Origin of the sequence: Streptomyces sp. SJL17-4, from assembly GCF_036826855.1 — a bacterium.
Taxonomy (GTDB): Bacteria; Actinomycetota; Actinomycetes; order Streptomycetales; family Streptomycetaceae; genus Streptomyces.
Map to the genome: position 1 here is coordinate 8,194,987 of NZ_CP104578.1, position 25,395 is coordinate 8,220,381.

The 25,395-nt window shown below is 73.0% G+C and carries 12 protein-coding genes and 1 pseudogene; 4 read left to right on the plus strand and 9 right to left on the minus strand.

Annotation, left to right across the window (positions count from 1 at the left end; all coding sequences use genetic code 11):
• Positions 1-247: 247 nt before the first annotated feature.
• Together N5875_RS36790 and N5875_RS36795 are read left to right on the plus strand one after the other, a co-directional pair.
• Positions 248-406 (plus strand): annotated as a pseudogene (locus tag N5875_RS36790) (hypothetical protein); the annotation flags it as partial.
• A 106-nt stretch (positions 407-512) separates the two neighbouring features.
• A complete protein-coding gene (locus N5875_RS36795) occupies positions 513-713 on the plus strand; it encodes a hypothetical protein (protein WP_338498708.1) in 201 nt (66 codons plus the stop codon).
• Between the two features lie 14 nt (positions 714-727).
• On the opposite strand, the gene N5875_RS36800 is transcribed toward N5875_RS36795, so the two are convergent.
• From N5875_RS36800 to N5875_RS36830, 7 genes are all read right to left on the minus strand, one after another.
• Positions 728-1,429 (minus strand): histone-like nucleoid-structuring protein Lsr2, encoded by a 702-nt coding sequence (locus N5875_RS36800; RefSeq protein WP_338498710.1) that lies wholly within the window; start codon positions 1,427-1,429, stop codon positions 728-730.
• Positions 1,426-14,034: an amino acid adenylation domain-containing protein gene (locus tag N5875_RS36805; RefSeq protein WP_338498712.1), complete on the minus strand. Its 12,609-nt coding sequence runs from the start codon at positions 14,032-14,034 to the stop codon at positions 1,426-1,428. Before N5875_RS36805 ends, N5875_RS36800 begins: the two co-directional genes overlap by 4 nt.
• Positions 14,035-14,298: 264 nt before the next feature.
• On the minus strand, positions 14,299-15,462 hold the full coding sequence (locus tag N5875_RS36810) for an oxygenase MpaB family protein (RefSeq protein ID WP_338498713.1): 1,164 nt from the start codon (positions 15,460-15,462) through the stop codon (positions 14,299-14,301).
• Positions 15,463-15,552: 90 nt separating this feature from the next.
• On the minus strand, positions 15,553-16,605 hold the full coding sequence (locus tag N5875_RS36815) for a polyprenyl synthetase family protein (protein ID WP_338498716.1): 1,053 nt from the start codon (positions 16,603-16,605) through the stop codon (positions 15,553-15,555).
• Complete coding sequence (locus N5875_RS36820) at positions 16,598-16,876, minus strand: polyprenyl synthetase (RefSeq protein ID WP_318211781.1); 279 nt, start codon at positions 16,874-16,876, stop codon at positions 16,598-16,600. The genes N5875_RS36815 and N5875_RS36820 overlap by 8 nt, the downstream gene beginning before the upstream one ends.
• A gap of 147 nt (positions 16,877-17,023) precedes the next feature.
• Entirely contained in the window at positions 17,024-19,006 is a 1,983-nt protein-coding gene (locus N5875_RS36825; RefSeq protein WP_338498719.1) for a PE-PGRS family protein, read from the minus strand.
• A 99-nt stretch (positions 19,007-19,105) separates the two neighbouring features.
• On the minus strand, positions 19,106-21,955 hold the full coding sequence (locus N5875_RS36830) for a hypothetical protein (protein ID WP_338498720.1): 2,850 nt from the start codon (positions 21,953-21,955) through the stop codon (positions 19,106-19,108).
• A gap of 375 nt (positions 21,956-22,330) precedes the next feature.
• Between N5875_RS36830 and N5875_RS36835 the strand changes: the two genes are divergently transcribed.
• Positions 22,331-22,978 (plus strand): methyltransferase domain-containing protein, encoded by a 648-nt coding sequence (locus N5875_RS36835; protein ID WP_338498723.1) that lies wholly within the window; start codon positions 22,331-22,333, stop codon positions 22,976-22,978.
• A gap of 70 nt (positions 22,979-23,048) precedes the next feature.
• Here the strand turns inward: N5875_RS36835 and N5875_RS36840 are convergent, their stop codons facing one another.
• Positions 23,049-23,846, minus strand: coding sequence for a hypothetical protein (locus N5875_RS36840; RefSeq protein ID WP_338498724.1), 798 nt, complete (start codon positions 23,844-23,846; stop codon positions 23,049-23,051).
• A 296-nt stretch (positions 23,847-24,142) separates the two neighbouring features.
• On the opposite strand from N5875_RS36840, the gene N5875_RS36845 reads away from it, so the two are divergent.
• Positions 24,143-24,679, plus strand: a complete 537-nt coding sequence (locus N5875_RS36845; protein ID WP_318211785.1) for a hypothetical protein — start codon at positions 24,143-24,145, stop codon at positions 24,677-24,679.
• Positions 24,680-24,811: 132 nt separating this feature from the next.
• On the opposite strand, the gene N5875_RS36850 is transcribed toward N5875_RS36845, so the two are convergent.
• Entirely contained in the window at positions 24,812-25,339 is a 528-nt protein-coding gene (locus N5875_RS36850; protein ID WP_318211864.1) for an NUDIX hydrolase family protein, read from the minus strand.
• Positions 25,340-25,395: the final 56 nt, after the last annotated feature.

The window sequence follows — 25,395 nt, forward strand, 5'->3', positions numbered from 1 at the left end:
TGTTCGGATTGGCAGGAGCAAATCAAGGGCGAACCAGGGGTAAGACCTTTTTCAGCAAGGTTTCTTAATCAGCTCTCCGCACCGCCTCCATGTCACACACGCCACCTGGCCAACTCCTCCGTGAAATGGTCACGTTCGGCCGACCTGTCCGTGCGGGCGTGGCCGGGACGCGCGGACCGGGCTCCTTCGCCGTCGACTGCGGCCGCGACGAGGAGAAACTCGGCAAGATCATCCGCGACGACCTGAACTGATCACCTTCACCCGCTCGGACGGCACGAAGCAGCTCACGATCGACTGCCGGCCCCTCTACTGGTTCACCGGCGACAAGACCCCCGGCGACACCAACGGCCGGGGCGTCGGCGGCACGTGGTTCGCCGTCACGGCGAACGGCAAGCTCGCCAAGTAGGCCCCTCGCCCCCGCCGCACGGCTCACCCGCCCCCGACACCACCGAGGGCGGGTGAGCCATGTGGTGCGACCTCCGACGAGTGCGGCGAGCGCCGGGAGAGGCACGGTGTTACAGGCCGCCGCGAGCCTGCCGCACGTCGAGCGCGCCTTCACCTTCACCCCGGCGGAACGCGCCGCCGCCGAAGCCCAGGACTGGCTGGACTACTCGACCGGCGAGGAGAGCGTCCTCGACGGCCCCCTCCGCGTCTGGCGCACCGCCGCCCGCACGGGCATGGGCCTGTGCGGGCTGTCCGTACACCTCGGCTGACCGCCGCGACGAGGTCAGTCCGAGTGCGTCGCCGCCTCCCACGCCTCGAGGACCGCGCGCGGGACGCGCCCCCGGGCCGGCACGTCGTAGCCGTTGGCCCTGGCCCAGGCACGGATGGTGCTCGTGCTGACCTGCGACCAGGAGCTCGGGGCGGTGACGCGTACGCGACCGCGGAGCCGGGACGGCGTGAACGAGGGCCCGGTGTCGAGGAGACCCGGGGGGAAGAGCGGGACGTTCGACGTCCCGCCGAGGACGTCGACGAGAAACGCCGTCACCGACCCGCTGTACGTGAACCAGGGGGCGCTCAGCCGCTCGGTGACGGCGAGCGTCCACCGGTCGGGGGCGTCGCGCGGCCGGGTGTCCCAGAACAGGTAGTGCCCGTTTCCTGTGACGCCCACGGCGAGGAGATCCCCGGTCGCGCACGGCAGCGCCCGGGGACGACGTGCGTCGGCGGTGCGGCCCGCGTCGAGCTGCGCACGCAGACGCGCGGGCATGGGGCCGGTCAGGTCGACCCACTCGCTGAGGGCACCAGGCCGGTACAGGGTGAGGAACGCGCAGAACTCGCCCGGCCCGTAGGCGTCGACGAGTTCCTTGTAGTCCCGGGGCAGGCCCACGCCCAGCTCGTCCTCGGCGAGGGACCAGTCGGGCGCCGGCGGAACGACGGCGGGAGGCGGACACAGGGCGGTCAGCGCGGCGAGGTCGGCGAGAGCGGTCACCGGACCAGTACATCGCGAACCGGGTCGTCGTCGAGGTCCTCGTCCTCGTCGGCGACGGCGTGGCCCAGCAGATGCAGCGGGCCCGCCGTGACACCGGCCGCTTCCATCCCCCGCCAGTACGCCAGGGCGAGCCGCGCGTCCACCAGGCCGTGAACCAGGGGGAGTTCCGGGTCGGCGGCGTGCAGCAGCGACTCCAGTCGGCAGGAGGCGATCGTGTCGGGGAGCCACGACCGCGCGGCGTACCCCGCCGCGGCGGCGGGCGGCAGCCCCGGAGCCGTACGACGTTCCACCGCTCCACCGGATCCGCCCGCACCGACGGAGAGCAGGCCGCCGCCGACGATGAGGACGTCGCGCCGCTCACGCATCCGGGCCAGGGCCTGCGCGGTGTCGAAGCAGTGGGGGAAGGAGTCGTCGACGACGATCGTGCCCGGTCGGACGTGGGACACGTCGAGGACGGCCCGGCCCCCGCTGACAGCCGTGACGAGGAGATCGGCCTCGTAGACCGCTGCGGGGAGGGTGGACGGGCCGGATTCGTGGATCTCCACGTTCCGGGCCAGACCGCGGCCGACCAGGTCGTCGGCGAAGATCCGCAGCCGTGACGTACTGCCGGCGACGTCGCACAGGAGCAGCCGGGCGGGCGGCTCGGGCGCGAGGGTCAGGAGCAGTTCGAGCGAGGAACTGCCGATGGAGCCCAGGCCGACCACGGCGACGGTGAGAGCGCCGAGATCACCGAGTTCGCCGAGAGTACCGAGATCCCCGAGATCACCGAGATCACCGCGATCACCGAGTGTGCGGCCGGTCCGGACGAGAGCGGCGTGGACGGTCTTGACCACGGACACCACGGTCGCCGCGTGCCCGGTCGTCAGTGCCGTCGGTCCGTCCGTCTCCCGCAGGACGCCGAAGCCGTACGCGGTCAGGGACGGGATCATGCCGGCGAGCGAGACGGAACGGGCGCCCAACGACGCCGCGTGCTCGACGGCTCGGGCCGTGCGGGCGGCGAGGTCGGACGTCGACGCGAGCTCATCGGCGAACAACGGCAGGCACACGAATCCCGAGCGTCCCAGAGGCGTGTCGATCTCCTCCAGAAGCCGCGGGCGCCCGCCAGGGAAGAGCCTCTCCCGGAGCTGCTCACGCGAAGCCGCAGCACCGGTCGCCGACGCGCCGAGCCCGCCGAGCCCGCCGAGCCCGCTGTTCCCGTTGGGCCCGCCGAACCTACCGAGCCCGCTGTTCCCGTCGACCGCTGCGAGCGCGGCCAGCTGACCGGGCGGCGGGAGGTACCCGACGAGAGCGGAGTCCAGGACGCCGCGGGACGGCGGCGCGACCGAGCGACGCGGCCGCCTGCCCGCCACACCCGCCGCACCCGCCGGCCCGACCGCGCCCTCGGCCATCCCGGCCCGCAGCGCACCGGTGAACGCGGCGAAGGCCGCCTCGTCGGGGAACGCCGTGGTGGACGCACGCAGCGTCACCCGCAGCTCTCCCTCCCCGACGGGCCGTACCGCCAGAAACGTGTCCGTGCCCACCGGCGGAGGCGCGAGTTCCGCGTCTGCGTCGTCCCACCGCACGCTCAGCGTGTCGCCGTTCATCGGCCCGAGGGCGGAGAAGTCCAGGAAGGTGAAGAAGAACTGGGCCGTCGGCGGAAGCCCCCCGTCGCCCAGCGGGGGCTGGACCCCCTGGGCACGAACCGCCTCGACCTCCGCCACGACCGCCCGGAGGTCGGCGGCGAACGTGCGGTCTGCCGTCCTCGCACCGGACGGGAAGCAGGGCCGCAGGGGCACGGCGGCGGCGTACGGACCGAAGGCCAGGTGGGCGTCGGGATGTGCGTCGTCGCGGCCGGACACGGCAAGACCGAGGATCAGATCCTCCTGTCCGGTCGCGGCGGCCAGTGTCCGGTAGTACGCGGTCAGGACCGGGGCGAAGAGCGTCGTACCGGCATCGGTGGCGCACCGACGCAGCGCGGCGACCGCGTCCGCGTCCAGGGTGAATCCGGTGGAGCGGTACGGAGGCGCCGCGGGGTTCTCGGCGAGCGGCCGGTCCCCGGCATGACCTCCGAGGACCGGCCGCCGGTACGGCTTGTGGGGTCGGGCGGTCGTGCGGGTGTCGCCGGAAACGGCCGCGCGTTCCTGAAGGGCCACATGGTCGCGGAACGTGCCGCGCAGCGCCGGGAGTTCGGCGGGTTCGCCCCGTACGACGCGGTCGTAGACGGCGAGCAGCTCCCGGCCGAGCAGCGCCACGCTGTATCCGTCACCGATGAGGTGGTGGGCGTGGACGACGAGCGCGTGCTCGTCGGGCCCGAGGGTGAGCATGCGCAGACGCAGCAGCGGCCAGGCCCAGGACTCGAAGCGCCGTTCGCGCTCCTCGGCGAGCCGTGACGCGAGGACGCCCGGCTCGGCGAGGGTCTCGAAGTCGACCGGGAGCCGGAGGGTGGGAGGCAGTTCCTGTTGCACGGGCGGTCGCACCCCGGCGGGGAACACGGTCCGCAGCATCGGATGGCGTACGACACAGGCGTCGACGGCCTGCTGGAACGCGTCGGGTCGAAGCGGTCCGTCGACCCGCAGACAGGCGAGCCACGCCGTGGGAGAGCCGGGCGCCATGGCCTCCGCGAGCAGGAACCCGCGCTGGGAGGGGGAGAGAGGGTAGGGGGAGGGCGGTCCGCCGTGCGTGCGCTCGACGACGCTGGAGTTCGGCGGGTCGGTCCCGGCAGACCCGTCCGTCGGGCCGCGGTCGATGGCGGCGGCGAGCGCGGCCAGCGTGCGGTGGGTGTACACGACCGTCGGCCGGGGCAGGGCAGGAATGGTCTCCCGCAGCCGGGCGAACACCTGGAGGACGAGCAGGGAGTCGCCACCGAGGGCGAAGAAGTCGTCCTCGCGCCGCATCGCGTCCGCGTCGGTGTCGAGGAGTTCGGACCAGACGCGGGACAGCAGGATCTCGGTCGGTGTCGCGGGAAGCGATCCCGCCGATCCCCTCAGCGACCCATCCGGTGTCTCGGGCTTCTCGGGATCGGCCACCGGGGGCTTCAGCCCGGCGCGGTCGATCTTGCCGGTCCCCGTCAGGGGGAGTTCGGCGACGAGGTGGATACGGGCCGGGAGCATGTACTCCGGAAGCGTCCGCGCCAGATGGGCGCGGAGTGTCGTGGAATCCGGACTCGCCACGCCCGGCAGACACTGCACGAAGGCGATCAGCCGTTCCTCACGGTGGACGACGGCGGCGCGGGCGACCGCCGGGTGCGTCAGGAGCGCCGACTCGATCTCGCCGAGTTCCACCCGGTGCCCGCGGACCTTCACCTGGTCGTCGAGCCGTCCGAGGAATTCGAGGACGCCGTCCTTGTCGCGCCGGACCCGGTCGCCGCTGCGGTACCAGCGGCGCCCGTCGCGCTCGGTGAACGCGGCGGCGGTCAGTTCCGGTGCGTGGAGATATCCGGGGGTGAGCCCCACCCCCGTGATGAGCAGCTCGCCGGGCTCGCCCGGTGCGCAGCGCCGGCCTCCGTCGGCTGTGACGACGTCGACGTCCGTGCCGGTGAGGGGGGTGCCGATGGGCAGGGTCCGTACGTCGTCGGCCGGGCGGGTCTCGATGATGTGGAAGGTGGCGTTGATGGTGGCTTCGGTGGGCCCGTAGAGATTGGCGATCCGGTGCCCGGGCCCGAACAGGTCGTACCAGCGGCGTACATGGGCGGGCGGGAGCGCCTCACCGCCCACGTGGATCCAGCGCAGGGCCCTCAGATCGGGCGCCGGCCCGCCCTCCCGTACACGCGTCTCCGCGGCTTCGAGCAGCCGGGACCACAGGCTCGGGACCGAACTCCACACCGATATCCGGGCCTTCTCGACCCGGTCGAGCAGCGCCTCGGGGTCCCGGAGGAGCTGTCGGGGCAGGGTGACGACCGTGGCCCCGACGAGGAGGGGCGCGAGGAGCTGGCGTACGGACGCGTCGAAGCACAGCGACGCCGTCTGGGCGAGCCGGTCCCCTTCGCCGTAACCGAAGGTGTCGAGCGCCCAGTCGAGGTAGTTGGTCATCGAACGACGTGTGATGGGCACGGCCTTGGGGCGCCCGGTGGAGCCGGACGTGAAGATGACGTAGGCGAGGGAGTCGGGGCCGGGGGGCGGGGACTCGCCCTCCGCGGCGTGGGGGTGCGGTGCGGGGGAGGGGCCGTCGGTCGTGACCAGGGTGATGTTCGCTGCCGAGGTCAGCTCCGTAGCCGAGTCCCGGGTCGCCGCATGGCAGACGAGGGCCCCGGCGCGGGACCGCTCCAGCTGATCGGCCAGGCGTACGGGGGGATGGGCGGCGTCCAGCGGGACCCAGCCCGCACCGGCCCGCAGGATGCCGACCACACCGATGACGGCGTCGGCCCCCGGTTCGGTGAGAAGCCCCACGAGGTCACCCGGGACCACGCCGCAGGCGCGCAGCCGATCGGCGAGTGCGCCGGACGCCCGGTCCAGTTCGGAGTAGGTGAGGGTCACCCCGTCCGTGTCGACGGCGACCGCGTCCGGCGTCGCCCGGAACTGGGCGCGCAGGCGGGCGACGATGTCGCCGGCCGACCGGGGGGCGGGGACGGCCGTCGGCGGACCGGGGTGGGGCGCGGCCCGCTCGGCGCGCGCGGGGGCGGCGGCCGGGGCCGCGGTCTCGGTGAGTTCGGCCAGGTGCTCGGAGGCGAGGCGCGCGATCGTGGTCGGGTCGAAGAGCCGGGCCGGGAAGTTCCACGAGAACGCCAGCTCCCCGTCGGACTCCCAGCACAGCAGGCTGAGCCGGGTCGCGGCGGAGGCGGTTCCGGCCGAGGTCGGACGTACCTCCACGGGGCAGCCGGGGTCGAGGGAGACGGGGAACCGCGCGAAGCTGAAGGAGGCGGGCGCGGCCGTACGAGGCCCCGCGCCGTCCGTCGGCAGGAGTCGGGCCAGGTCCAGGCTCGTGAGCCGGCTGTGCCGTTCGCTCTCGGGCCAGACCTCGCGGAGCCGTACCGCGAGCGCCTGCACCGAGTCGTCCGGTCCGACGCGGACCGGGACCGGGAGGGTGTCGGCCAACGGTCCCACCAGCCTGTCGATGCCAGGCAGCCGCGTCTCGCGACGGGCCCTGGCGACGTTCACGGTCACGTCCTCCCGCCCGCCGCTCCACCGCGACAGACAGCGGGCGTACGCCGCGAGGAGCAGATGGAAGAGCGACACCCCGTGGGCGGCGGCCGTCTCCCGGAGCGCGGCCGACAGGTCGGGTCCGGGGGACACCTGGTGGGCGAGGAGCGGGGGTTCGGGGAGGCCCAGCGGATCACCGTCGTACGGGAGCGCGAACGGCTCCCCGTTCCGGCCGAGTACCTCACGCCAGTACGCCCGGTCCTCGGCGAGGGCGGAGTCCGTTCGCTCGGACTGCTCGTGGGCGACGTAGGCGGCGAAGTCGGTGGTGAGCGGGGGGAGTTCCGGGACACGTCCCAGCGACAGGGCGGTGTAGAGGGCCCAGAGTTCCTCGCCGAGGATGTTCAGGCTGAAGCCGTCGGCGGCGGCGTGATGCACGACGAGCACGAGACGGGTGCACTCCCCGGCCGGTGTGCCGCCACCGGCGGTACGGGCGGTAGCGAGCAGGGCGCGGATCGGAGCCTCGGCGGCCAGGTCGAACGGCCGGTTGCAGAGGGCCTCTTCGAGCGCCTTGAACTCCTCCTCGACGGCACGTGCCCCGGGCAGCTCCCGAACCTCGTACCAGTCGGGAATCCTCGCCCCGTCGTGCGCGGGCGGCTCGGCGGACTGGGTGGGAACCGCCTCTCCGGGGACGATCCGGATGCGAAGCATCGCGTGACGGTCGGCGAGCAGGCCGAGGGCCGTGCCGAGCAGATCGCGATCGAGGGGGCCCCGGATGTCCTGGGTCACGCACCCGTAGGCGGGGACGTCCGGGTACAGCCCGCCCTGGGCGTGGAAGGCGAGCTGGACCGGTGTCAGGGAGAAGGGGACGCCGTCGTCGGTCGTGGCTGCTGCCCCGGAATGTCGGGGCGTGGGGGAGAGCTGCCCGGAGTCGCCGTGCTCGCGGGCGAGTTCTCGGGCCAGATCGCCCAGGGTGTGGTGTTCGAAGAACAGCGTGATGGGGAGGGAGCGGTCCAACTCCTGCTCCAGCCGCTTGACGAGATCGACGGCCGTGAGCGAGTCGAGCCCGAGGCCGAGCAGCGGTACGTCGTCACCGATGGCGTCGGGGGAAACGTGGAGCGCTGCGGACAGGAGCTGCCGCAGGACGTCCGACAGCTCGCCTGTCCGGGAGGTCGTGGCCGGCTCGGCGGGTGTGGACGTAGATGGGGAACGCGGCGTTGGCGTGGACGTCGGCGTGGAGGCGGAGGGGCCGGGAGGTACGCCCAAGCCGGCCGAGGTTCGGGGCGCGGTGGCCCTCTGGCCGAGGTCGGCGACCATGAGCTGGGCAGCGTCGATGCCACAGGCCGTACGCAGGGCCTCCAGCGCCTCGCCGGTCGCCAGCGGCAGGGGCCCGCGCGCGGGCCCGGCAGCGGTCTCGGCGGCAGTCCCGGCGGCAGTCCCACCACCGGCGCCCCAGGCGAACGGCCTTGCACCGGCGACGAGTCCCGTATCGGCGAACGCGGCGAAGTTGATCGCCTGCCACGGCCGGCCGGCCGTGCGTTCGGCAGCGGCGAAGGCGTCGAGGTAGGCGTTGGCGGCGGCGTAGTCACCGATCGCGCCCGCCAGGCCCGGCAGCACGGAGGCGACCGAGGAGAACGCCACGCACAGGGCGGGGCGCAGGTCGTGCTTGACGACTCCACGGGCGAGGAGTTCGGTGCCCCGCGTCTTGGCGGCCAGGACGTCGGCCACCTCGTCGGGCGTCTTGGCCCGCAGGGTGCCGGGACGTACGACGCCGGCGACGTGGATCAGCACGTCGAGTCGCGGCAGAGCGGCGAGCAGCGAATCGACGTCGGCCTCGCGGGAGACATCGGCGGCGCGGTACTCCACGGTGGCGCCGAGTGCCCGGAGTTCGCCGAGCAGCCCAGCGGGCGGCTCGGCCGAGCGACCGGTCAGGAGCAGGGTCGGCCTGCCCCGTCCCGCGAGGTCACGGGCCAGCGCGGCGCCGACTCCGCCGGTTCCACCGGTGATCAGATAGATGCCGTGGGGCGGCAGCGCCGGCGGCCGGGAGGCAGGCCCGGTGGCGACCGGCTCGGTCGTCCGGCCGAGGCGTCGCCCCGCCCGCCAGGCGACGGCGGGCGCCGGTCGAAGGCCCGCGCCGTCCTCCGACGCGGCGGGCCGAGCGGCGAGTTCGCGGTCGAGCGCGTCGAGCTGTGCCCCTGGCTCGTCGAGGGACGAGAGATCGACGCTGTGGGCGACCACACCGGGCAACTCCTCCGGCAGCGCCAGGGTCAGCCCGGTCAGGACCGCCTGTGCGGGGCGGGGACGCTCGGGTCCGGCGCCGGTGACATGGACGTCCTCGGTGACGACGAGCACGCGCGGGCGGTGCGGCGCGAGCTCCGGCAGCAGGCACTGAAGCCCGGTCGTCATGGCGCGGTGGGCAGCATCGAGCGCGTCGGCGGAGTCCGGCTCCACAGCCGGACCGGCGATCAGCACGACGACGTCGGGAGCGGCGGCGTCACCGGCCGACGCACCCCCGATCACCGATGCGCGGCCGATCACCGAGACACCGCCGATCACCTGCGCACCGCCGATCACCGGCGCACCCCCGATCACCGCGTCCTCCGCGCGCCTGACCGTGACCGTGACACCCCGCCCCTTGAGCCGGTCCGCGAACGCGCGGGCGAGCGGCGAGTCCGGCCCCGCCAGCAGAACGGAACGCGGCCCGGAGTCGACGGTCAGCGGGGCGTCGCTCCAGCCGAGCCTGTGCAGCAGAGGCAGAGGCAGAGGCAGAGGCAGCGGCAGAGGCAGCGGCCGGGGCGGCCGGGACCGGGGAGCGGCCGCCGGCCAGTAGCGGCGCCGCTGGAAGGGATACGTCGGTACGGAGATCCGGGCCCGGCCGGCGTCCAGCCCGGTGCGGTCCAGCGGCACGCCCCGCTCCCAGAGCCGACCGACGGTCTCAAGGAGCCCTCGCGCACCGTCCCGATGCCCGGCCGCGAGGGAGACCGCCCCACCTCCCCGCGGGTGCCTCGCCGCGACGGCACGCACGGAGCCACCGAGGGCGCCGGCGCCGAGCTCGACGAACGTGTCGTACCCGTCGCCGAGCAGCCGCTCCACCGCAGCGCCGAAACGCACCGGCTGCCGGGCATGGCCACGTAGGTAGGCCGGGTCCAGGACGGGCCGCCACTCGGCGGTGACGGTACTGATCAGCGGTGCGGCGGTCGCCGACGGCCGGAGCACGAGGGTTCGCGCGGCTTCGGTGAGCGCGTCCAGGGCCGGATCCATCAGGGCCGAATGGAAGGCCCGGGACACGCCGAGCCGACGCGCGACGACCCCCCGAGCGGACAGGACCGCGACCGCGCGCTCGACGGCGGCCTCGGTCCCGGCGAGGACGACCTGGTCGGGACCGTTGACGGCGGCGACGCTCAGGGCACCCCGAGCCCGGGCCACCACGTCGGCGACCGACTTCTCGTCGCAGCGCACGGCCGCCATGGCGCCGGGAGCGCACAAGTCGGCCATCAGACGGCCACGTTCGGCGGCGAACCGCACGGCGTCGGCGAGCGAGAGCGTCCCAGCGACGCACGCGGCGGCGATCTCGCCGACGCTGTGCCCGGCGACGGCGTCCGGGGTGATGCCCCAGGCCCGCACCTGGCGGGCGAGCGCGACCCCGTACGCGACCAGGAGTGGCTGGGCGATGTCCGTACGGGCGAGTGCGTCGGGCGACACGTCGTCGAGACACCAGGCCGCGAGACTGCGCCCGTCGATCGTCCCGGCGTGGTCGGACGCTTCGTCGAGCGCCTCGCGGAAGGCAGGCGCGTCGGCGTACAGGGCGCGGGCCTGACCCTGCGGCCGTATGCCCTGCCCGGGAAGGAGAAGGACGAGGCGGGCCCGTGACCGCACGGGCGGACCGGTCGGCGTCACCTCGTCGCGTACGGCCTCCAGCCGGGCGGCGAGATCGCCGTCGGTGACGAGCGAGACACGATCGGGCCCCTCGTCACGCGCGTCGGCGACGGCGGCGCAGACGTCCCCCTCGTCGAGTCCGGGACGGTCACGGAGAGAGGAAGCGAGCCCGGCGGCAGCGGCGCGCAGCCCCTCCTCCCCGTGCGCCGACAGGGTGAGCAGCCGGGGCCCGCGCGACGGCACGCGGTCCGGACGATGCCGGGCAGGCGCCTCCTCCAGTACGGCATGGGCGTTGGTGCCACCGAACCCGAAGGCGTTGACCCCCGCGACGAGCGGCCCGGGCGCCTCCCAGTCGCGTACGGCATCCACCAGGGCGAACCCGGAACCGGCCAGGTCGAGCGACGGCGCGGGCGGCGCGGTCCGGAGCGGTGACGGGGGCAGGCGCCGCTGCCCGAGGGCGAGGACCACCTTCACCAGGCTCGGCATTCCGGCAGCGTTGAGCAGATGGCCGATGTTCGTCTTGACCGAGCCGAGCAGCCGGAGCCGTCCGTCGGGAAGCGGCGGAAAGGCGTGGGCGAGCGAGCGCACCTCGGTGGGATCGCCGATCGGCGTGCCGGTGCCGTGCGCCTCCAGATACGACACGCTCGCGGGGTCGACGCCCGCGTCGCGGTAGGCCTGCGCGATGACCTCACGCTGTGTCAGGGGATTGGGGGCCATCAGACCGAGCGAACGGCCGTCGTTGTTCACGGCGGTGCCGCGGAGCACCGCGAGGACCGGGTCCCCGGCCCGCTCCGCCTCGTCGAGACGGGTCAGCACGAGCGCCGCGCCACCCTCCCCGGGGACGAACCCGTCGGCTGCCGCGCCGAACGCGTGGCAACGCCCGGTCGGGGACAGCGCCTGTGCCTTCTCCAGGAGCGTGTACCCGGTCGGCGTGAGGTTGAGATGTACGCCGCCGACCACGGCGATGTCGCACTCACCGGCCTGAAGACTGCGGCGCGCCAGGTGGAGCGCGACGAGAGCGGAGGAGCAGGCGGTGTCGACCGCGAGCGCGGGCCCGGTCAGGTCGAGGCAGTGCGCGACGCGCGCGGCGAGCATGTTGGGGAGGTTCCCGGTCAAGGCAGCGGCGGGCAACTCGCCCTCGCCGTGGGCCTGTTCGAGAACGCGGCGATAGCCGCTGTCACCGGCGGCGACGAATACCCCCACCCGGCGCCCGCGCCGCCGAGGACCGGCATGGCCGGCCCGCTCCAGGGCCTCGTGGGCGAGCTCCAGCAGAATCCGCGCCTGAGGGTCGGTCGCCCGCGCCTCCTCCTCCCCGACCCCGAAGAACCCCGCGTCGAAACCGTCGGGTTCGTCGAGGAACGCACCCCACCGGGCGCGTCGCTCAGCCGGGTCGGCCCACCGCCCGTCGGGTACGGGGGTGACGGCGTCGTAGCCGTCGAGAAGCCGGTCCCAGAAGGCCTCGGGCGTGGCGGCACCGGGAAAACGACAGGCGAGCGCGGACACGGCGACCAGGGGCGGTTCGACGGACCGGGCCGCCCGCGCTTCGTACGGCGCGGCCTGCGACGGGGCCTGCGACGGGGCGCCGTGCGTACCCGGCCCGTCGGAACCGCCGCCGGCGAGAATCAGCCCGGCGAGGGCGGCCACCGTGGTGTGGTCCCGTACGTCGGAAGGCCGCAGGGCCAGACTGAACTCGTCCTCGAGCCCGGCCAGGACCTCCATCGCCTTGAGCGACGAGCCCCCGAGCGCCCGGAAGTCGTCGTCCGGCCCGACGGCGTCGCCCGGCAGCCCGAGCGTCCGCGCCCAGATGGCGCGCACGCGGGCTTCGACGCCGGGCCGGGAGAGGGGCGCGGACGTCGACGACGGGACGCCGGAGGTGGCGTCGACGCCACAGGAGGCACGCTCCCCGGGGACCGTACTCCGGGCGTCCGCGTTCCGGACGGCCTCACTCCGGACGGCCTCACTCCGGGCGGCCGCGCTCCGGCCGTCGGCGGGGACCGACAAGGTTCCCCTCCCCGCCACCCCCACAGCCGCCCGCCCCGCGATCTCCGGGTACTCCCCGCCCTCGAAGCGCTCGCGCAGCACCCCGCGGCGGACCTTCCCGCTCGTCGTCCGCGGGAACGCGCGTGCCGGCAGCGCCAACACCCGTACGTCGTCGTGCCCCAAGGCCTCGCGGACCCGTTCGCGGACGCCGTGCAGGAGCTCGGGGGTCATGGCGGACAGGGGAGGCGCGGGCGCGAGGAGGACGACCACCCGCTCGCCGCCGCCCGCGGGATCGGTCGATCCCACGACCGCGACCGGGCACCGGCCGAGCCCCGGAGTGTTCGCCGCGACCTCCTCCAGGTCCGACGCGTGCAGCGTGCGGCCGTCGACGAAGACGACGTCCTTGGACCGGCCGGTCACACAGAGGCGCCCCTCACGCAGGAATCCCAGGTCACCCGTGCGCAGCCAGGTGCCACGAAACGTTTCCGCCGTCGCCTCCGGAGCGCCGTGGTAACCGCGCGCCACCTGGGGGCCGCTGACCTCGATGTGGCCGACCCGGCGTTCCTCGACGGTCTGCCCCGCTTCGTCGGTGATCCGGACCGCGCACCCGTGCACGGGGCTGCCCACGTCCATCAGTTCCACCGCGTCGGGTCCGGGCGCGGTGTCCACGGCGCGGCCACGCCCGAGCGCGGCCCTGTCCAGGGCGAGCGGCCGGGCGACTTCCCCCGGCGGCGGGAAGGTCACGGCGAGGGTGGACTCCGCGAGGCCGTAGACCGGCTTGGGCGCGTACGCCGGGAGGCCCGTCGGCCGCATCCGCCCGACGAAGGCCCGCCACACGGCCGGCGAGATCGGCTCCGCGCCGACGAGGACCATCCGTACGCACGTCAGGTCAAGACACGCGAGTGCGTCCCCGGGGACGCGCCGTTCGACGAGCGCCAGGGCGAAGTTGGCGGCCGACAGGAGCGTCGCCCGGTGCCGTGACGCCGCCTCCAGCCACCGAAAGGGCCGCTTGGCGAACGTCAGCGGTTCGAGGCGCACTTGCTTGATGCGTGCCGACAGCGGCACGAGGTGGGTGCCGATCAGCCCCATGTCGTGGAAGTACGGCATCCAGGTGGCGAGCACATCAGCGGAGTGGATACCGGCGGCGGCACGGATCTGCGCCAGATTGGCGAGCACGGCCGCGTGCGTCAGCTCGACCCCCTTCGGCGCGCCGGTGCTGCCGGAGGAGAACTGCAGAAACGCCACGTCGTCGGGCGCCCGCTCCGGCAGCCGTGGAGGAGCGGGGTGCGCGCGGAGACCGTCGAGCGTCAGGGGACGTACGGAGCCGGGGAGGGCGTCGAGCAGCGCCATGGTGGATGCACCGAGGGCCACCGGCGGCTCATCGAGCAGCTCCCACACGGGCAGCACGCGCCGTACGTCCGGAGCGAGTGGCACCGGTACGAGCCCGGCGGCGACGGCACCCCAGAAGAGCGGCAGGAACTCCTCGCTCCGCTCGACCGGCAGCACCAGATGGCTCCCCGGCGCGAGCCCGGCGTCGAGAAGGCCTCCGGCGACGCACAGCGCATCGGCGAACAGCGCGCGATGGCTGACGGTCCTCTCCGCACCGTTCCCGTCGACCTGCACGACGCCCTGATCGGGCGCGGCCTCGGCCGCACCGGCCAGCACGTCCAGCAACACCGTCTCGCCGTATCCCCGCATCAACGCCCCCGTGCATCTGCATCTGCCGAGGCAGTTCCCTCCCGCAGTCCGTTCGATCATCTCAGCCCACTGCCGACGGTAGGGGCGTGGGCGTGTCGTTCGGCGACCCGGGTGCCCTGCGCGTGGTGCTCGCCTCGGCACTGCTCGCGCCGGTGTGCGCGCTGGCGATCCTCGGCGTGCAGCGGCGCGACCTGTGAGATCGCCTTCCACACGGGCGAACCGCCGGGCAGTGGGGTGCGCCCGTGCCTGTGCCCGTCGCTCGCCTCACGGCGCGAGCGCGGCTGCCGGTGGGGTCCAGCGACGGGTGCGGGACGGTGCGTCGGGCACGCCGTACTCCTTCCTGAGGTGCTCGGGGATGGCGTAGTGCATGACGCGGCCCCGGGTGAGCGAGGACAGTTCGAAGATCGTGGTGAGGTGCCCGAGCCGGTCGAGGGCCCAGGCGCCGAGCGGTGAGCGGTCCTCGATGGTCTCCAGTACGCCCAGCAGATGCGGTGCGGCCTTGACGACGGTGTCCCAGGGCGTGCTGGGGACCTCGAGCCAGTCGGCGCTCGTGTCGCCGATGAGGTACCGGACGAGAGCGGCCACGACCGGGTCGAGCAGCGTCCCGGGCACGATGTCCTCGTAGAGCTGGATGAGCTGCCGGGTCAGGTGCGCGCCCTCCGGGGACGGCCCCATGTACCGGATCATGTACTGGTCGAGGAACCGGCGCGCCTCGTCGAGGGACGTGGGGACGGCGTCCTGGTCGACGCCGAGCATCGCGCCGACCACACGCCAGGCGTAGTAGTACGCCTCCGCTCCTTCCTCCGACATGTGGATGCCGAGGCGGTGCAGGCTGTCGAGGACGAGCAGCGAGAAGAACATCTGCCCGCCGATCATGTCCTCCTGGCAGATCGGCACCCCCGACGCCCCGGTGTCCCAGCGGTCCTCGCGCGTGAGGTGGTGACGGATGGACGCGTGGAGCAGCCGGACCTTCTGCGCGGCGGGGATGAAGCGACTTCCGGCCTCGAAGGCATCGGGCTGCATCAGATAGACGGTGAACTGGCCGGTCGCGGCCATGCGCGTCGAGGGGTAGTTCAGGCCGTGGGTCGTCGACAGCAGCTTCGCCACGTGGGGGACGAGATAGCAGGCAGGCATGGCGGCGAAGGACAGGGCGGTGGCGATGTGCACGTTGTTGTCGATGAAGAACAGCCGGGCCCGCTCCATCTCGTCCCAGTCCACCCAGGCCGGCGGGGCGCTCGTGGCCTCCAGATACTCCCTGGCGACATCGGGCAAACCGTCCGGAACGGGCGCGCCGGCGGTGGAGAAGAAGCGCATCAAGGTGTTGAAGGTGCCCATCTCGCCGCGCTCGAAGAGAGCGGCGACGGTGGCGTCGGCGAGCTCGTCGCCGCGCTCTCGGAGGGCGTTCATCGATGTCTCGGTGTGGAGCACGGGGGAGTCCTTTGTGTGAGGGAGGCAGGGAGGCAGGGAGGCAGGGAGGCAGGCGCAGGGAGGTCGGGAGGTCGGGAGGTCGGGCCCGGATCAGGACGAGCGGACCGCGGCCGAATGCGCCAAACCGGTCAGGGCACGGGCGGCGGGCGCGGGTACGTCCAGCTCGTGGAGTGCGCCGAGCGCCTCCTCGACCCGGGCGGCGATCATGCTCTCGACCCGGTCGGGCGCCTTGAGCCGCCGCATCACCGCGCGTACGGCCTCCAGACCCTCCTCGTCCAGGTCGTGCCGCCCCAGCAGGGCACGCAGCTGCTCGCGCTCGTCCGCACCGGCGATGCGCCATGTCTCCGCGAGAAGCGCGGTGGGCCGATGGCCGCGTACGTCATCGGCGTTGGCCTTGCCGGTGTGCCGTGGGTCGCCGAACAGTCCGAGCAGGTCGTCCCTCAGCTGGAAGGCCTCGCCCAGCGGAAGCCCGTAGGCGCTGTACCCCTCGCGCAGCCGGTCGCCGGCCCCGGCCAGGAGGCCGCCGATCAGGAGGGGCTGCTCGACGGTGTACTTGGCGGTCTTGTAGCGGATCACCTTCAGCGACGCCGCCGTGTCCGGGGCGACGCCGGTGTGGAGGATCTCCAGACACTCACCGGCGATGAGATCGCGGGCCAGCGCCGCCCACAGCGGACGGGCCCGGCCGAGGTAGGCGGCGGGCAGTCCACTGGTGGCGAACAGCTGCCCGGCCAGCGACATCAGCAGATCCCCGACGAGCATCGCAAGCGACCGGGCGGCGTCCGCGGCCTGCGGGTGGTGCCGTACGACACCCCGGAGGGCCATGTGCGCGGTGGGCCGCCCGTGCCGCAGCGGACTGTCGTCGATGAGGTCGTCGTGCACGACGGCGGCCGCGTGCACCAGCTCCATGGAGGCCGCCGCCCGGACCAACGCGTCGCTGTCGGGCTGCCGAGCCGCCCGCCAGCCCCAGTAACAGAACGCCGCCCGCAACCTCTTGCCGACCGCGACGGACGCCTCCAGCTGCTCGGCCACCTGACCGAGCGCCGGGTCGACCGCCGCCAGCAGATCGGCCTCGTCGCCGACGAAGCGATGCAGGACCTCGTCGACTCGGGCCTTGAACGCGGCCGACTCCCACTGCTCAGCCACTCTCGCCCACCCGCCGGGCCAGGGCGTGCCGGGCGAGAACCTCCAGGTGCGCCGGGGGCGCGGCCGCGTAGCGATCCAGCACGAGACGCCCACGCGCGGTCAGATCCCGCTCGGCCTCCGCGACCAGCTCCGCCGTGTCCGAGCGCCGAGCAAGCCCTCGTACGGCCCCGAGGGCGGACCCCAGCGTGCCCACCGCCAGGTCGGCCAGCCCGGCGACCAGGAGCACAGCCTGCTCACCGGCACCCCCGCGGCGCCCCGCTTTCCGCGTCATGACATCTCCCCCTCCACCGTGCACCGTTGCGGCGACGCAGGTCGCGTGCCGCGTGGATCAGCGTGGCGGGACGGCGGGCGCGACCGTGGAGAAACTCACGAACGAGTGATCAAACCGAGGGGCACACGCCTCGGCTCTGGCCTGAAGTCACCGCATCAACTGGATCATCCGCGCGATGACCGGCTCGGGCAGCCCCGGGTTCCGGGCAGCCGCGGACGCGGTGTCCCTGTCGCGCAGCAACGGGACCAGGACCCCAGCCGGCAGCCGGGGGTGCCTCGCCGCGGCCCGCCGCACCTGCTCGTACGGGTCGTCGAGCAGCCGCACCGCTGACGCGGCGCTCAGCCGGGCGTCGGTCGCGGCCCGCAACCGGACCTCCTCGTCGCTGTCCCGGCTGAACCGCTCGACGAGCTCGACGGTCGACTCCGGGTCGTCCAGGGCGAGTTGCCGCATCCGTGGGTTCGGGTCGTCGGCATGACGGACCAGGTCGCGGCGGGGGAAGTTCGGATGGCCGCGGGGACGGTCGGGTGTGCTGAGGCTGCCGGTCCACCACTGCCACACCCGCAGCAGCATCTCGGCGGGTGCGTCGTCGCACGACTCGGCGAGAAAGAGCTGCACGACACGGTCCTCGTCGCGCGCGAGCGACTCGACGACGTCCGGCGGGAGGCGCCTGGCCCGCGCGACGCTTCTGCGGACGAGGGGGTGCGAGGAGGCGCCCAGGCGTCGCATGGCGTCGGGATCCTCGTGCAGAGCCGTGACCCAGTCGAGCGCGTTCGAGCGGATACTCGGATCGAAGTCGATGCCGATACCCGCCCGCTGCTCCTCGGTCAGATCGGGACGCGTGGAGACCGCGAACCGGACGCTCTCGTCGGGGTCCCGGGCGAGAACGGCGACCAGGTCACTGTCCAGCCATCGGTTTCCGGCGAGGGCACGGCGACGGTCGGGATCACCGTCGCGCGCCAGCTGCTCGGCGAGATCGCGCCCGAGCCGACAGGTCCTCACCGCGTCGCTGCTCCCGAGTCCCTCGGAGTCGTAGACCGACCGGGACAGCGGGTGCTCCTGGTGGTGCTGGAGGAGCGCCGCGACGCGGACCTCGCGGTCGGAGTCCTCGAGCAGTGCGAGCCGGACCGGGCCGTCCAGGTGCGGCCAGCCCGCCGCGCGGCATGCCGAGGCACGTACGGCCCGATCATCGTCGCCGGCCAGGGCCGCGAGCAGGTGAACGGGCAGGCCGGACAGCCTGGCTGCCTCTTCCCGCACTTTCGCGGACGGATCCGCGGCGAGCCGTGCGTACGCGGTGCCGGTGAGCTCGACGCGCCGGTCCGCCGCGAGCAGCGTGAGGATCCACCGCCTCCGGGCGTCCTGCTCGCCCAGGATCAGGCGTTCCCACTGCTGAGCCGTGATGTTCGGCTGGACCTCGGCGAGCAACCCGCGCACCTGCCACTCCGGGTGGACCATCGCAGCCTCGACGACCGACGTCGGCAGGGCGCGCCACAGGGCATGGTGGGTGAGACCGACGAGACCTGCACGCAGGTCGTCGGAGATGGCGGGGTTGAACGCCAGCCCATGCGCCCACTCCTCACGCATTCTCGCCGCGGACACCGGCCCGCGGAACAACCACTCCCACGCGGCGGCGCGTTCCTCGGCGGTCTCGGCCGCCGCGGCGCGCGCCTCCGCTTCCTTCCGCTCCTTGAAGCGGTCCCGTGCCACGAGCCAGACGTCGTACTCCTCGGTGGTCGCCCCGACCAGAGCGTCGCCATCCGTGGAGAGCGTGACGAACTCGGGCTGGCCGGGCCGCCCACCGAGGACTCCGGCGAGGTCCCACCGGTCGGTGAGCCGCACCCGTGTCCAGCGCTGGGGCGTGCTGTCCGGCCAGTTGCCGACGACGTCGATGAGGAAGGTGCCGTCCGCGCCGAGGATCCCGTAGTCGACCGCCAGCCGGTACCACTGCCTGTTGAGCTCGGCGACCAGATCCGGCGCGTCCAGCCGTACGGCCACGGTAGGCGTGGTGTTGCCCGAGATGACCGGTCGCCAGGCGGCCCGATACCTCATGACCTGCTCGACCCGCTGTCCCTCCACGACGTCCAGCCCGGCCTGCCGCAGACGCTCCACGAGCTTCCCTTGTACACCTGTCATGGTCACCCATTCTGTCGGGCGGAACGAAGGGCGGACACCGACCTGTGAAGGACTCGGTGTCCGCCCATGCAACGTCACGTCACGTCATATCCCGTCACGTCATGCCGCGTCCCGCACCGTCCCCACGAACTCGGGGCCCGGCACGGGCTCCCAGGTGCCGTCGTACGTGACCAACTGAGCCCGCAGCGACTCGACCGGCTCGCTCACGTCGTCCTTCGCCGTGGGCACGCTCACCTCCGTGGTCGTCGCGCCGGCAGGGATGGAGACGGGCAGGTTCAGGCCGCCGAACTCGATCTGGGAGAGGGGCGTGGCCGTGGCCGGTACCTCCCCGAGCTGCTCCTTCAGCCACGCCTGGTCCAGGTCCGCCGTGGTCAGCTCCGTGCCGTCGGCGGGCGGCAGGAAGGCGACGTGGCCGCTGATCTCGGCGTCGGCCGGCTCGGACAGCGTCACCCGCCAGGTCAGCGCGGCGCCCTCGGTCACCTTGTCGGCGACGGGCGTCACGCTCACCTCGGGCATGGGGTCGTCGTTCCGCACGGTCACTCCGCCGCGGTGCGAGCCGATCACCGTGCCGCGAACCGCCTTGACGAAGGCGTCGTGCGTGACGTCGTAACCGAAGCGGCCGTTGCCCCGTACCTCGACCGGTACGTCGATGTCATGACGTCCGGGACGCACCGTCACCACACGGGAGGTGGACTCGCCCGTGGCCGGATCGGCGACGAACAGCCGTACCTGGCCGCTGCCCTGACCGGACACCCGCACCGGCACCCGGTAGGTGCGGACACCCGAGTCGCCTTCCGCGACCGTCAGGCGTCCGACGTCGACACGGGCCGAGGCGGCCGGACGTACGGCCGGAGTGCCGGCCCGCCAGCCCCACGCGTCCATCAGCCACGCACGACCGGAAGCACCGCGCGGAGTCAGCTCGAGCGTCGTGATCCGCTTCAGCTCCAGGCCGGACCGGGCGGCGGCGGACAGCGGTACGCGCACCTCGCGCGCCCAGTAGGAGGTGGTCCGCTCGCTGCCCGGGAGCCCGTCGACACGGGTACGGCCCAGGTGCGCGCGGCGCCCCGAGGCATCGGTCGCGGCGACGTCCAGCTCGGTGCCCGTGCTGTTGGGCGGAACGATCACCCGAAGGGCGAGAGAGTCGGAGCCCACCAGGGAGATCGGCCGCGCCGAGCGCACCGCGACCGGGACTCCGGGACGCGACCACTCCATGGAGACGGCGTCACGGCCCGGTTCGGGAGAGGCCTCCCAGTACGCGAAGTGCGGGGACGCACCGCCCGCGTCGGGGGACAGGCACGCGCGGCCGGCGTCGGGGTCGACCTGGGTGCAGAGCCTGCCACCGCCGGACACGGTGAGCGCGGAGGAGCCGGGCACGAAGGCCGGCGTACGGTTCGCGCCGACGGCGTGGGACAGGGCGCGGACCGGGCCGGCCGAGGGCACGCGGCGGCCGGTGCCGTCGAGGAGCGGACGGACCCGGTCGTCGCCGGCGACGAACAGCCGGGCGGCCGCGGCGATGTAGGTGGCGCCGGCGGTCTGCTGCTGTGGGGCGGTGAGTCGGGTCTTCGTGCCGGGGGAGCAGACCGGGTCGGGCTGCTCGTCGGACCAGAAGTCGTCGAAGGCCGGCGCCTGGGCCTGGCCCGGGGTCCACTCGCTGTTGAAGAAGTTGTGGTTGGCGCCGACCATGTAGACCGCGCTGTGCAGCGCGGCACCCCGGCTGACACCGCGCGTGCCGTCGACGAAGTTCTGGCCCTGGAGGTCTGACACGTCGCCGTCGCAGCCCGGCAGGATGGTCATGGACGGGACGTCGGGCGCCGGGTTGTTGCCGAAGATGGTGGGGCCGATCGGCACGGTGCCGAGGACCTTCCACCGCACGGGGCCCCGGTAGCCGTCCTGGTCGGCGGGCGGCGGGGCGAGACTGTCGAGCGCGGCGCGGTTGACGCCCTCGCCGCCCCGGGAGTGGCCGACGAGCAGGACCCGCGACAGGTCCGCGGCGGAGGAGCGGCGTACGGCGGCCGGGGCGGTGGCCCGGTGGGCGGACCAGTCGGCCCAGCGTGCCAGGTGCTGCCGTACGAGGGACGAGCGGGCCTGGGCGCCGCCGTCCTCGGCACGGAAGTCCTGGCCGTTGATGCCGTTGGCGGATATGGACAGGGTCACGTACCCCTGGGAGGCCAGCAGCCGTTGGGCCCGCAGATACCCCTGGTGGCTCGGTATGGGCTTCGAACCGGCCGCACAGGGCCAGTCGCCGGTCACGTCCTCGGTCCCGGGGGTGTAGCAGGTGCCGTGGCGGCCGTGGAGGAAGAGGGCAACGGGCCGCTTCCCCGGTGCGTCGGCCGGTCCGACGACCGTGGCCCGCATCTCGACGGGCTCGGGGAACCCGGGCAGCCGCACGGACTTCAGGTCGTACTCGCCGCTGACGGTGCGGTAGCGGCCCGGGACTCCGGGGTCCACGCCGTTCGCGGGAAGCGGGGCGGCGGGCGGCGCGGTCAGGGCGGAAGGGGCGGAGGGGGCAGCAGGGTCGGTGGGCGCGAGGCGCGCGGAGCGGTCGGGACCTGCCGCGTCGAGCCGCCGTCCACCGGCCGTGACCCGCAACAGGGTCCCCTCGGTGAGCTGTACGCCCTGGAGGGGCAGCCGGAAGGACCGGCCGTCGCGGGCGGCCACCGGGTGGCCGAGCAGCCGGTCGCCGGCGTGGAACGCGACGCGGGAGTCGCCCATGGGGACGGGTACGGGCGACGTCCACACCAACTGCCGGCTCGCCCCGTCGTCGGTCACCTGCCAGCCCGCGGGCAGCTCGAGAGCGCCGAGCAGACTGCCCGGAGCGGTGGCCGAAGGAGCTCCGGACGACGGCGTTCCGGAGGGCGGTGACGACTGCGCGTACGCCACCCCGGGTGACACCGAGGCAAGCGCGAGTAACGCCGCGGCGGTGGCCACGCCGCGTGTAGCACGTATCAAAACGGTCTTCCTCACGATCGGTCCTGTCGGGTACGGGGAGGAGTGCGGCCGCGCGTCGAGGAACCCACCACTCGCGAGCCCCACGCACCCCAGGCACTTCGCCCTCCCCGGCCCCCTCTCTCGCCTTCGGAGGATGACAACGACGGCGTGCGGGTTGCCTGGTGCCGCGTAACGGCTGTTGTGGGCGTGATGGCGCGTGCCGGCACGTGAACAGTGCGGCAGGAGGCGCGATATCGCCCGCCCTGAAAGGCTCACGTAGGGTCTCGGGCGACCACAACTGCCCGTACTCGCCGGATTCCGACGACCGGAGAGCGGGCGGCAGCCGGCAGCCGGCCGCCGACCACGCACGCTCCAGCCTCCCGTTAAGGTCTCCAGGTGACCGAACTCAACACCTTGGGCGCGACCCGCGACGCCTACGACGCCATCGCATCCGTCTACGCGCAGCAGTTCCACGATTCCCTTCGTGACCGCCCCTTGGAGCGCGCCCTCCTGGGCGCGTTCGCGGAACTGGTGCGGACGAACGGCGACGGTGAGGTGGCGGACCTCGGTTGCGGGCCGGGCTATGTGACGGCCCATCTGCACGGACTGGGCCTGAGGGCGTTCGGCGTCGACGCCTCCCCGGTGATGGTGGAGCTCGCGCACGCATCCCACCCCGGACTGCGGTTCGAGGTCGGTTCGATGGGCGCGCTGGACATCGAGGACGACACGCTGGGCGGCGTACTCTCGCGCTGGTCCGTCATCCACACCCCGCCGCAGGAGGTGCCCGCCCTCGTGGCGGACATCGCCCGGGTTCTGGCGCCCGGCGGGCACCTGCTGATCGGCTTCCCCGCCACCGACGGCCCTCACCTGGAGACGCAGAGCTACGACCACGCCGTGGTCACGGCCTACCGCTGGCACCCCGACCGCCTCGCCGCACTCCTGCGCGACCACGGCCTGAAGGAGGTGGCCCGCACGACGATCGAGCCGTTGCCCACCGACCGAAGGCAGTTCCAGGAGATCCAGCTGCTTGCCCGCAAGGAATGACCCGACGCGCCACGAACGGAGTGCGCCGGAGGCGAACGAATCGAGCGAACGGATGCGGCCGTGCGCAGGTTCAGAAGGTGAGCACAGGACGAGTGGAGAGGTCCTCGCAGAGATCCTCCCCGTCGGAGCTGTACACGAACTCGGCCATGGAGCGATTGCGGTTCGCCGTGGCCAGCGGAAGCCACCCCAGAAGATGTCCGTAGCCGCCACACACCGACTCACCGCCGTCCCCGCCGTGGACTGCGGTGACGTCGCTCGTCACCTCTGCGCGGTAGGTGTCGTAGGCGATGTGCAGGCCGAAGGCGTTCGGCTGGTTCTGCGGCCCGTCCGAGTCCCCGTAGGGGATGCGGTCGAGGGGGCAGTCGTTGCCCCATCGGAACAGGGTGGTGGCTCCGGCCCCGCAGGCGTGCTCCCACTCGTCGGAACTCGGCAGACGCAGGCCACGAGCCGCGAGTACTGCCGGCATGTCTGCCGGCGGGTCGGTGAGGTTCTCGTCCTCCACGGCCATGAGCACGGTGGCCAGGGTGACGCGCCGACGCAGGCTCAGCACCTGGGCGAGGTGGGCACGCAGGCCGGGCGCGTAGCCGAAGCCCTGCTCCAGGCTCTCCGCGTAATCGGCGTCCTGCTCAGGCGTCGGTTGCCAGGCGTCGAGGTCGAACCCGAGCGTCACTTGGCCGCCGGGTATCAGAGCGAACTCCTGCGCCGTCCGTTCGATCCGGACGCGATGCAGTGGACTGCCGAGGTGCTCAACGGTCTCGACGGCGGTCACGCGGCCACCGACCAGCTCCGCGGCCTCGCGGGCGACGCGGCGTGCAGTCGGCAGATCGAATGACCGCCACAGGTCAAGACTGAGATCGGCGAGAGACATGTGCCGCAGTGTTGCACGGGCTTCTGACATGGCACGGTCGCAGGCGAGCCCCGCGCCGCGCGGGCGCGGACACCGGACACGATTCATCGGACCGCACCCGTTCGGGTGGCGGTCGGGCTCGGGTGCCGTATCTCGACGTACCGCCGTTGAGTGCTGGTGTGCTGGGCGTCGGCGATTGGCCGGCCGGGGTACGGGCCCTGGGTCGGCAATCGGGAAACGCCGGATCCCGGTCTGATGGGCGGTCTACCGTACGGGTATTCCGCGCTGCCTGTCGCGGTCGCACGAGGAGGAATCCTGTGTCATCACCCTGCGACCCCCAGTACGCTCCCGCCGGCGACGTGGGTGCGGCCCTCCTGATGATCGACTCCCGGCTCAAATCCATCTACGACGGCAGGACCGAGACCGACCCCGAACAGCAGCAGCTGATCGCCCAGTTCACCGCTTCACTGGGTCCCAGGGAAGCACGCGACGTGCTGGACGGCGCGTGCACGCTCATCTTCATGTTCATGAAGTGGCTGCGGATGGCCTACGAGGACCACGACAAGGACGTCATCGAGTACGTCGTGCCCAGTTTCGTGGCCACGATGCGCATGATGCCCAGGAGCGTCCGTCCCGAGGTCATCCCCACCATGGCCGGCATGCTCGTCGCGGCGGGCACGGGCCTGAGCCCCAGCCTGTGGCGCCAGCAGTACGGAGAATGGACCAAGGACGAGATGAACCCCCTGGAAGCCACGGCCTTCCTGCTCGCGGAGCACATCAACCGGCTCACGGACGACCGCGACTTCGCGACCCGCCTGATCACCGAAGCCCTGTCCAGGGCGGACCAGGACTGACATCGCCAGTGCCCCCCGGCCCTGACGCCCGCCGCGGCACCGTGGTTCGTCGGGGGTGACGCGTACGCGTACGCGCTGTTGCTGTCCGTTCCGGTCAGCAACAGCGCGGCGCCGTCGTCCTCGCTCCGACTCTCAGTACGCGTGTCCCACGTGGGCGATGGCCTGCTTCAGCAGCGCCCCACGACCGTCCGGCATCTCGCTCTGTACGGCGGGGGAGGCGGCTTCCTGCGGGCTGAACCAGACGAGGTCCAGAGCGTCCTGCCGCGGGCGGCAGTCGCCGCTCACCGGCACGATGTACGCCAGCGAGACCGCGTGCTGGCGAGGGTCGTGGTACGGCGTGATGCCCGCCGTGGGGAAGTATTCGGCGACGGTGAAGGGCTGCAGGGAAGGAGGGACGCGCGGCAGGGCCACGGGGCCGAGGTCTTTCTCCAGGTGGCGTAGGAGTGCGTCACGGACGCGCTCGTGGTGCATGACCCGGCCGGAGACCAGGGTGCGGCTGATGGTGCCGTCCGCACCGATCCGCAGGAGCAGACCGATGCTGGTGACTTCGCCGCTGTCGTCCACGCGCACGGGTACGGCCTCGACGTACAGGATCGGCATCTGGCCCCGAGCCGTGTTCAGCTCGTCCGTGCTCAGCCAGCCGGGTGTGGTCTCTGTCATGTCGGACATCGCTTGATCATACTTACCCGACCATGCCTCGGCCTAGGCCGCGTGTC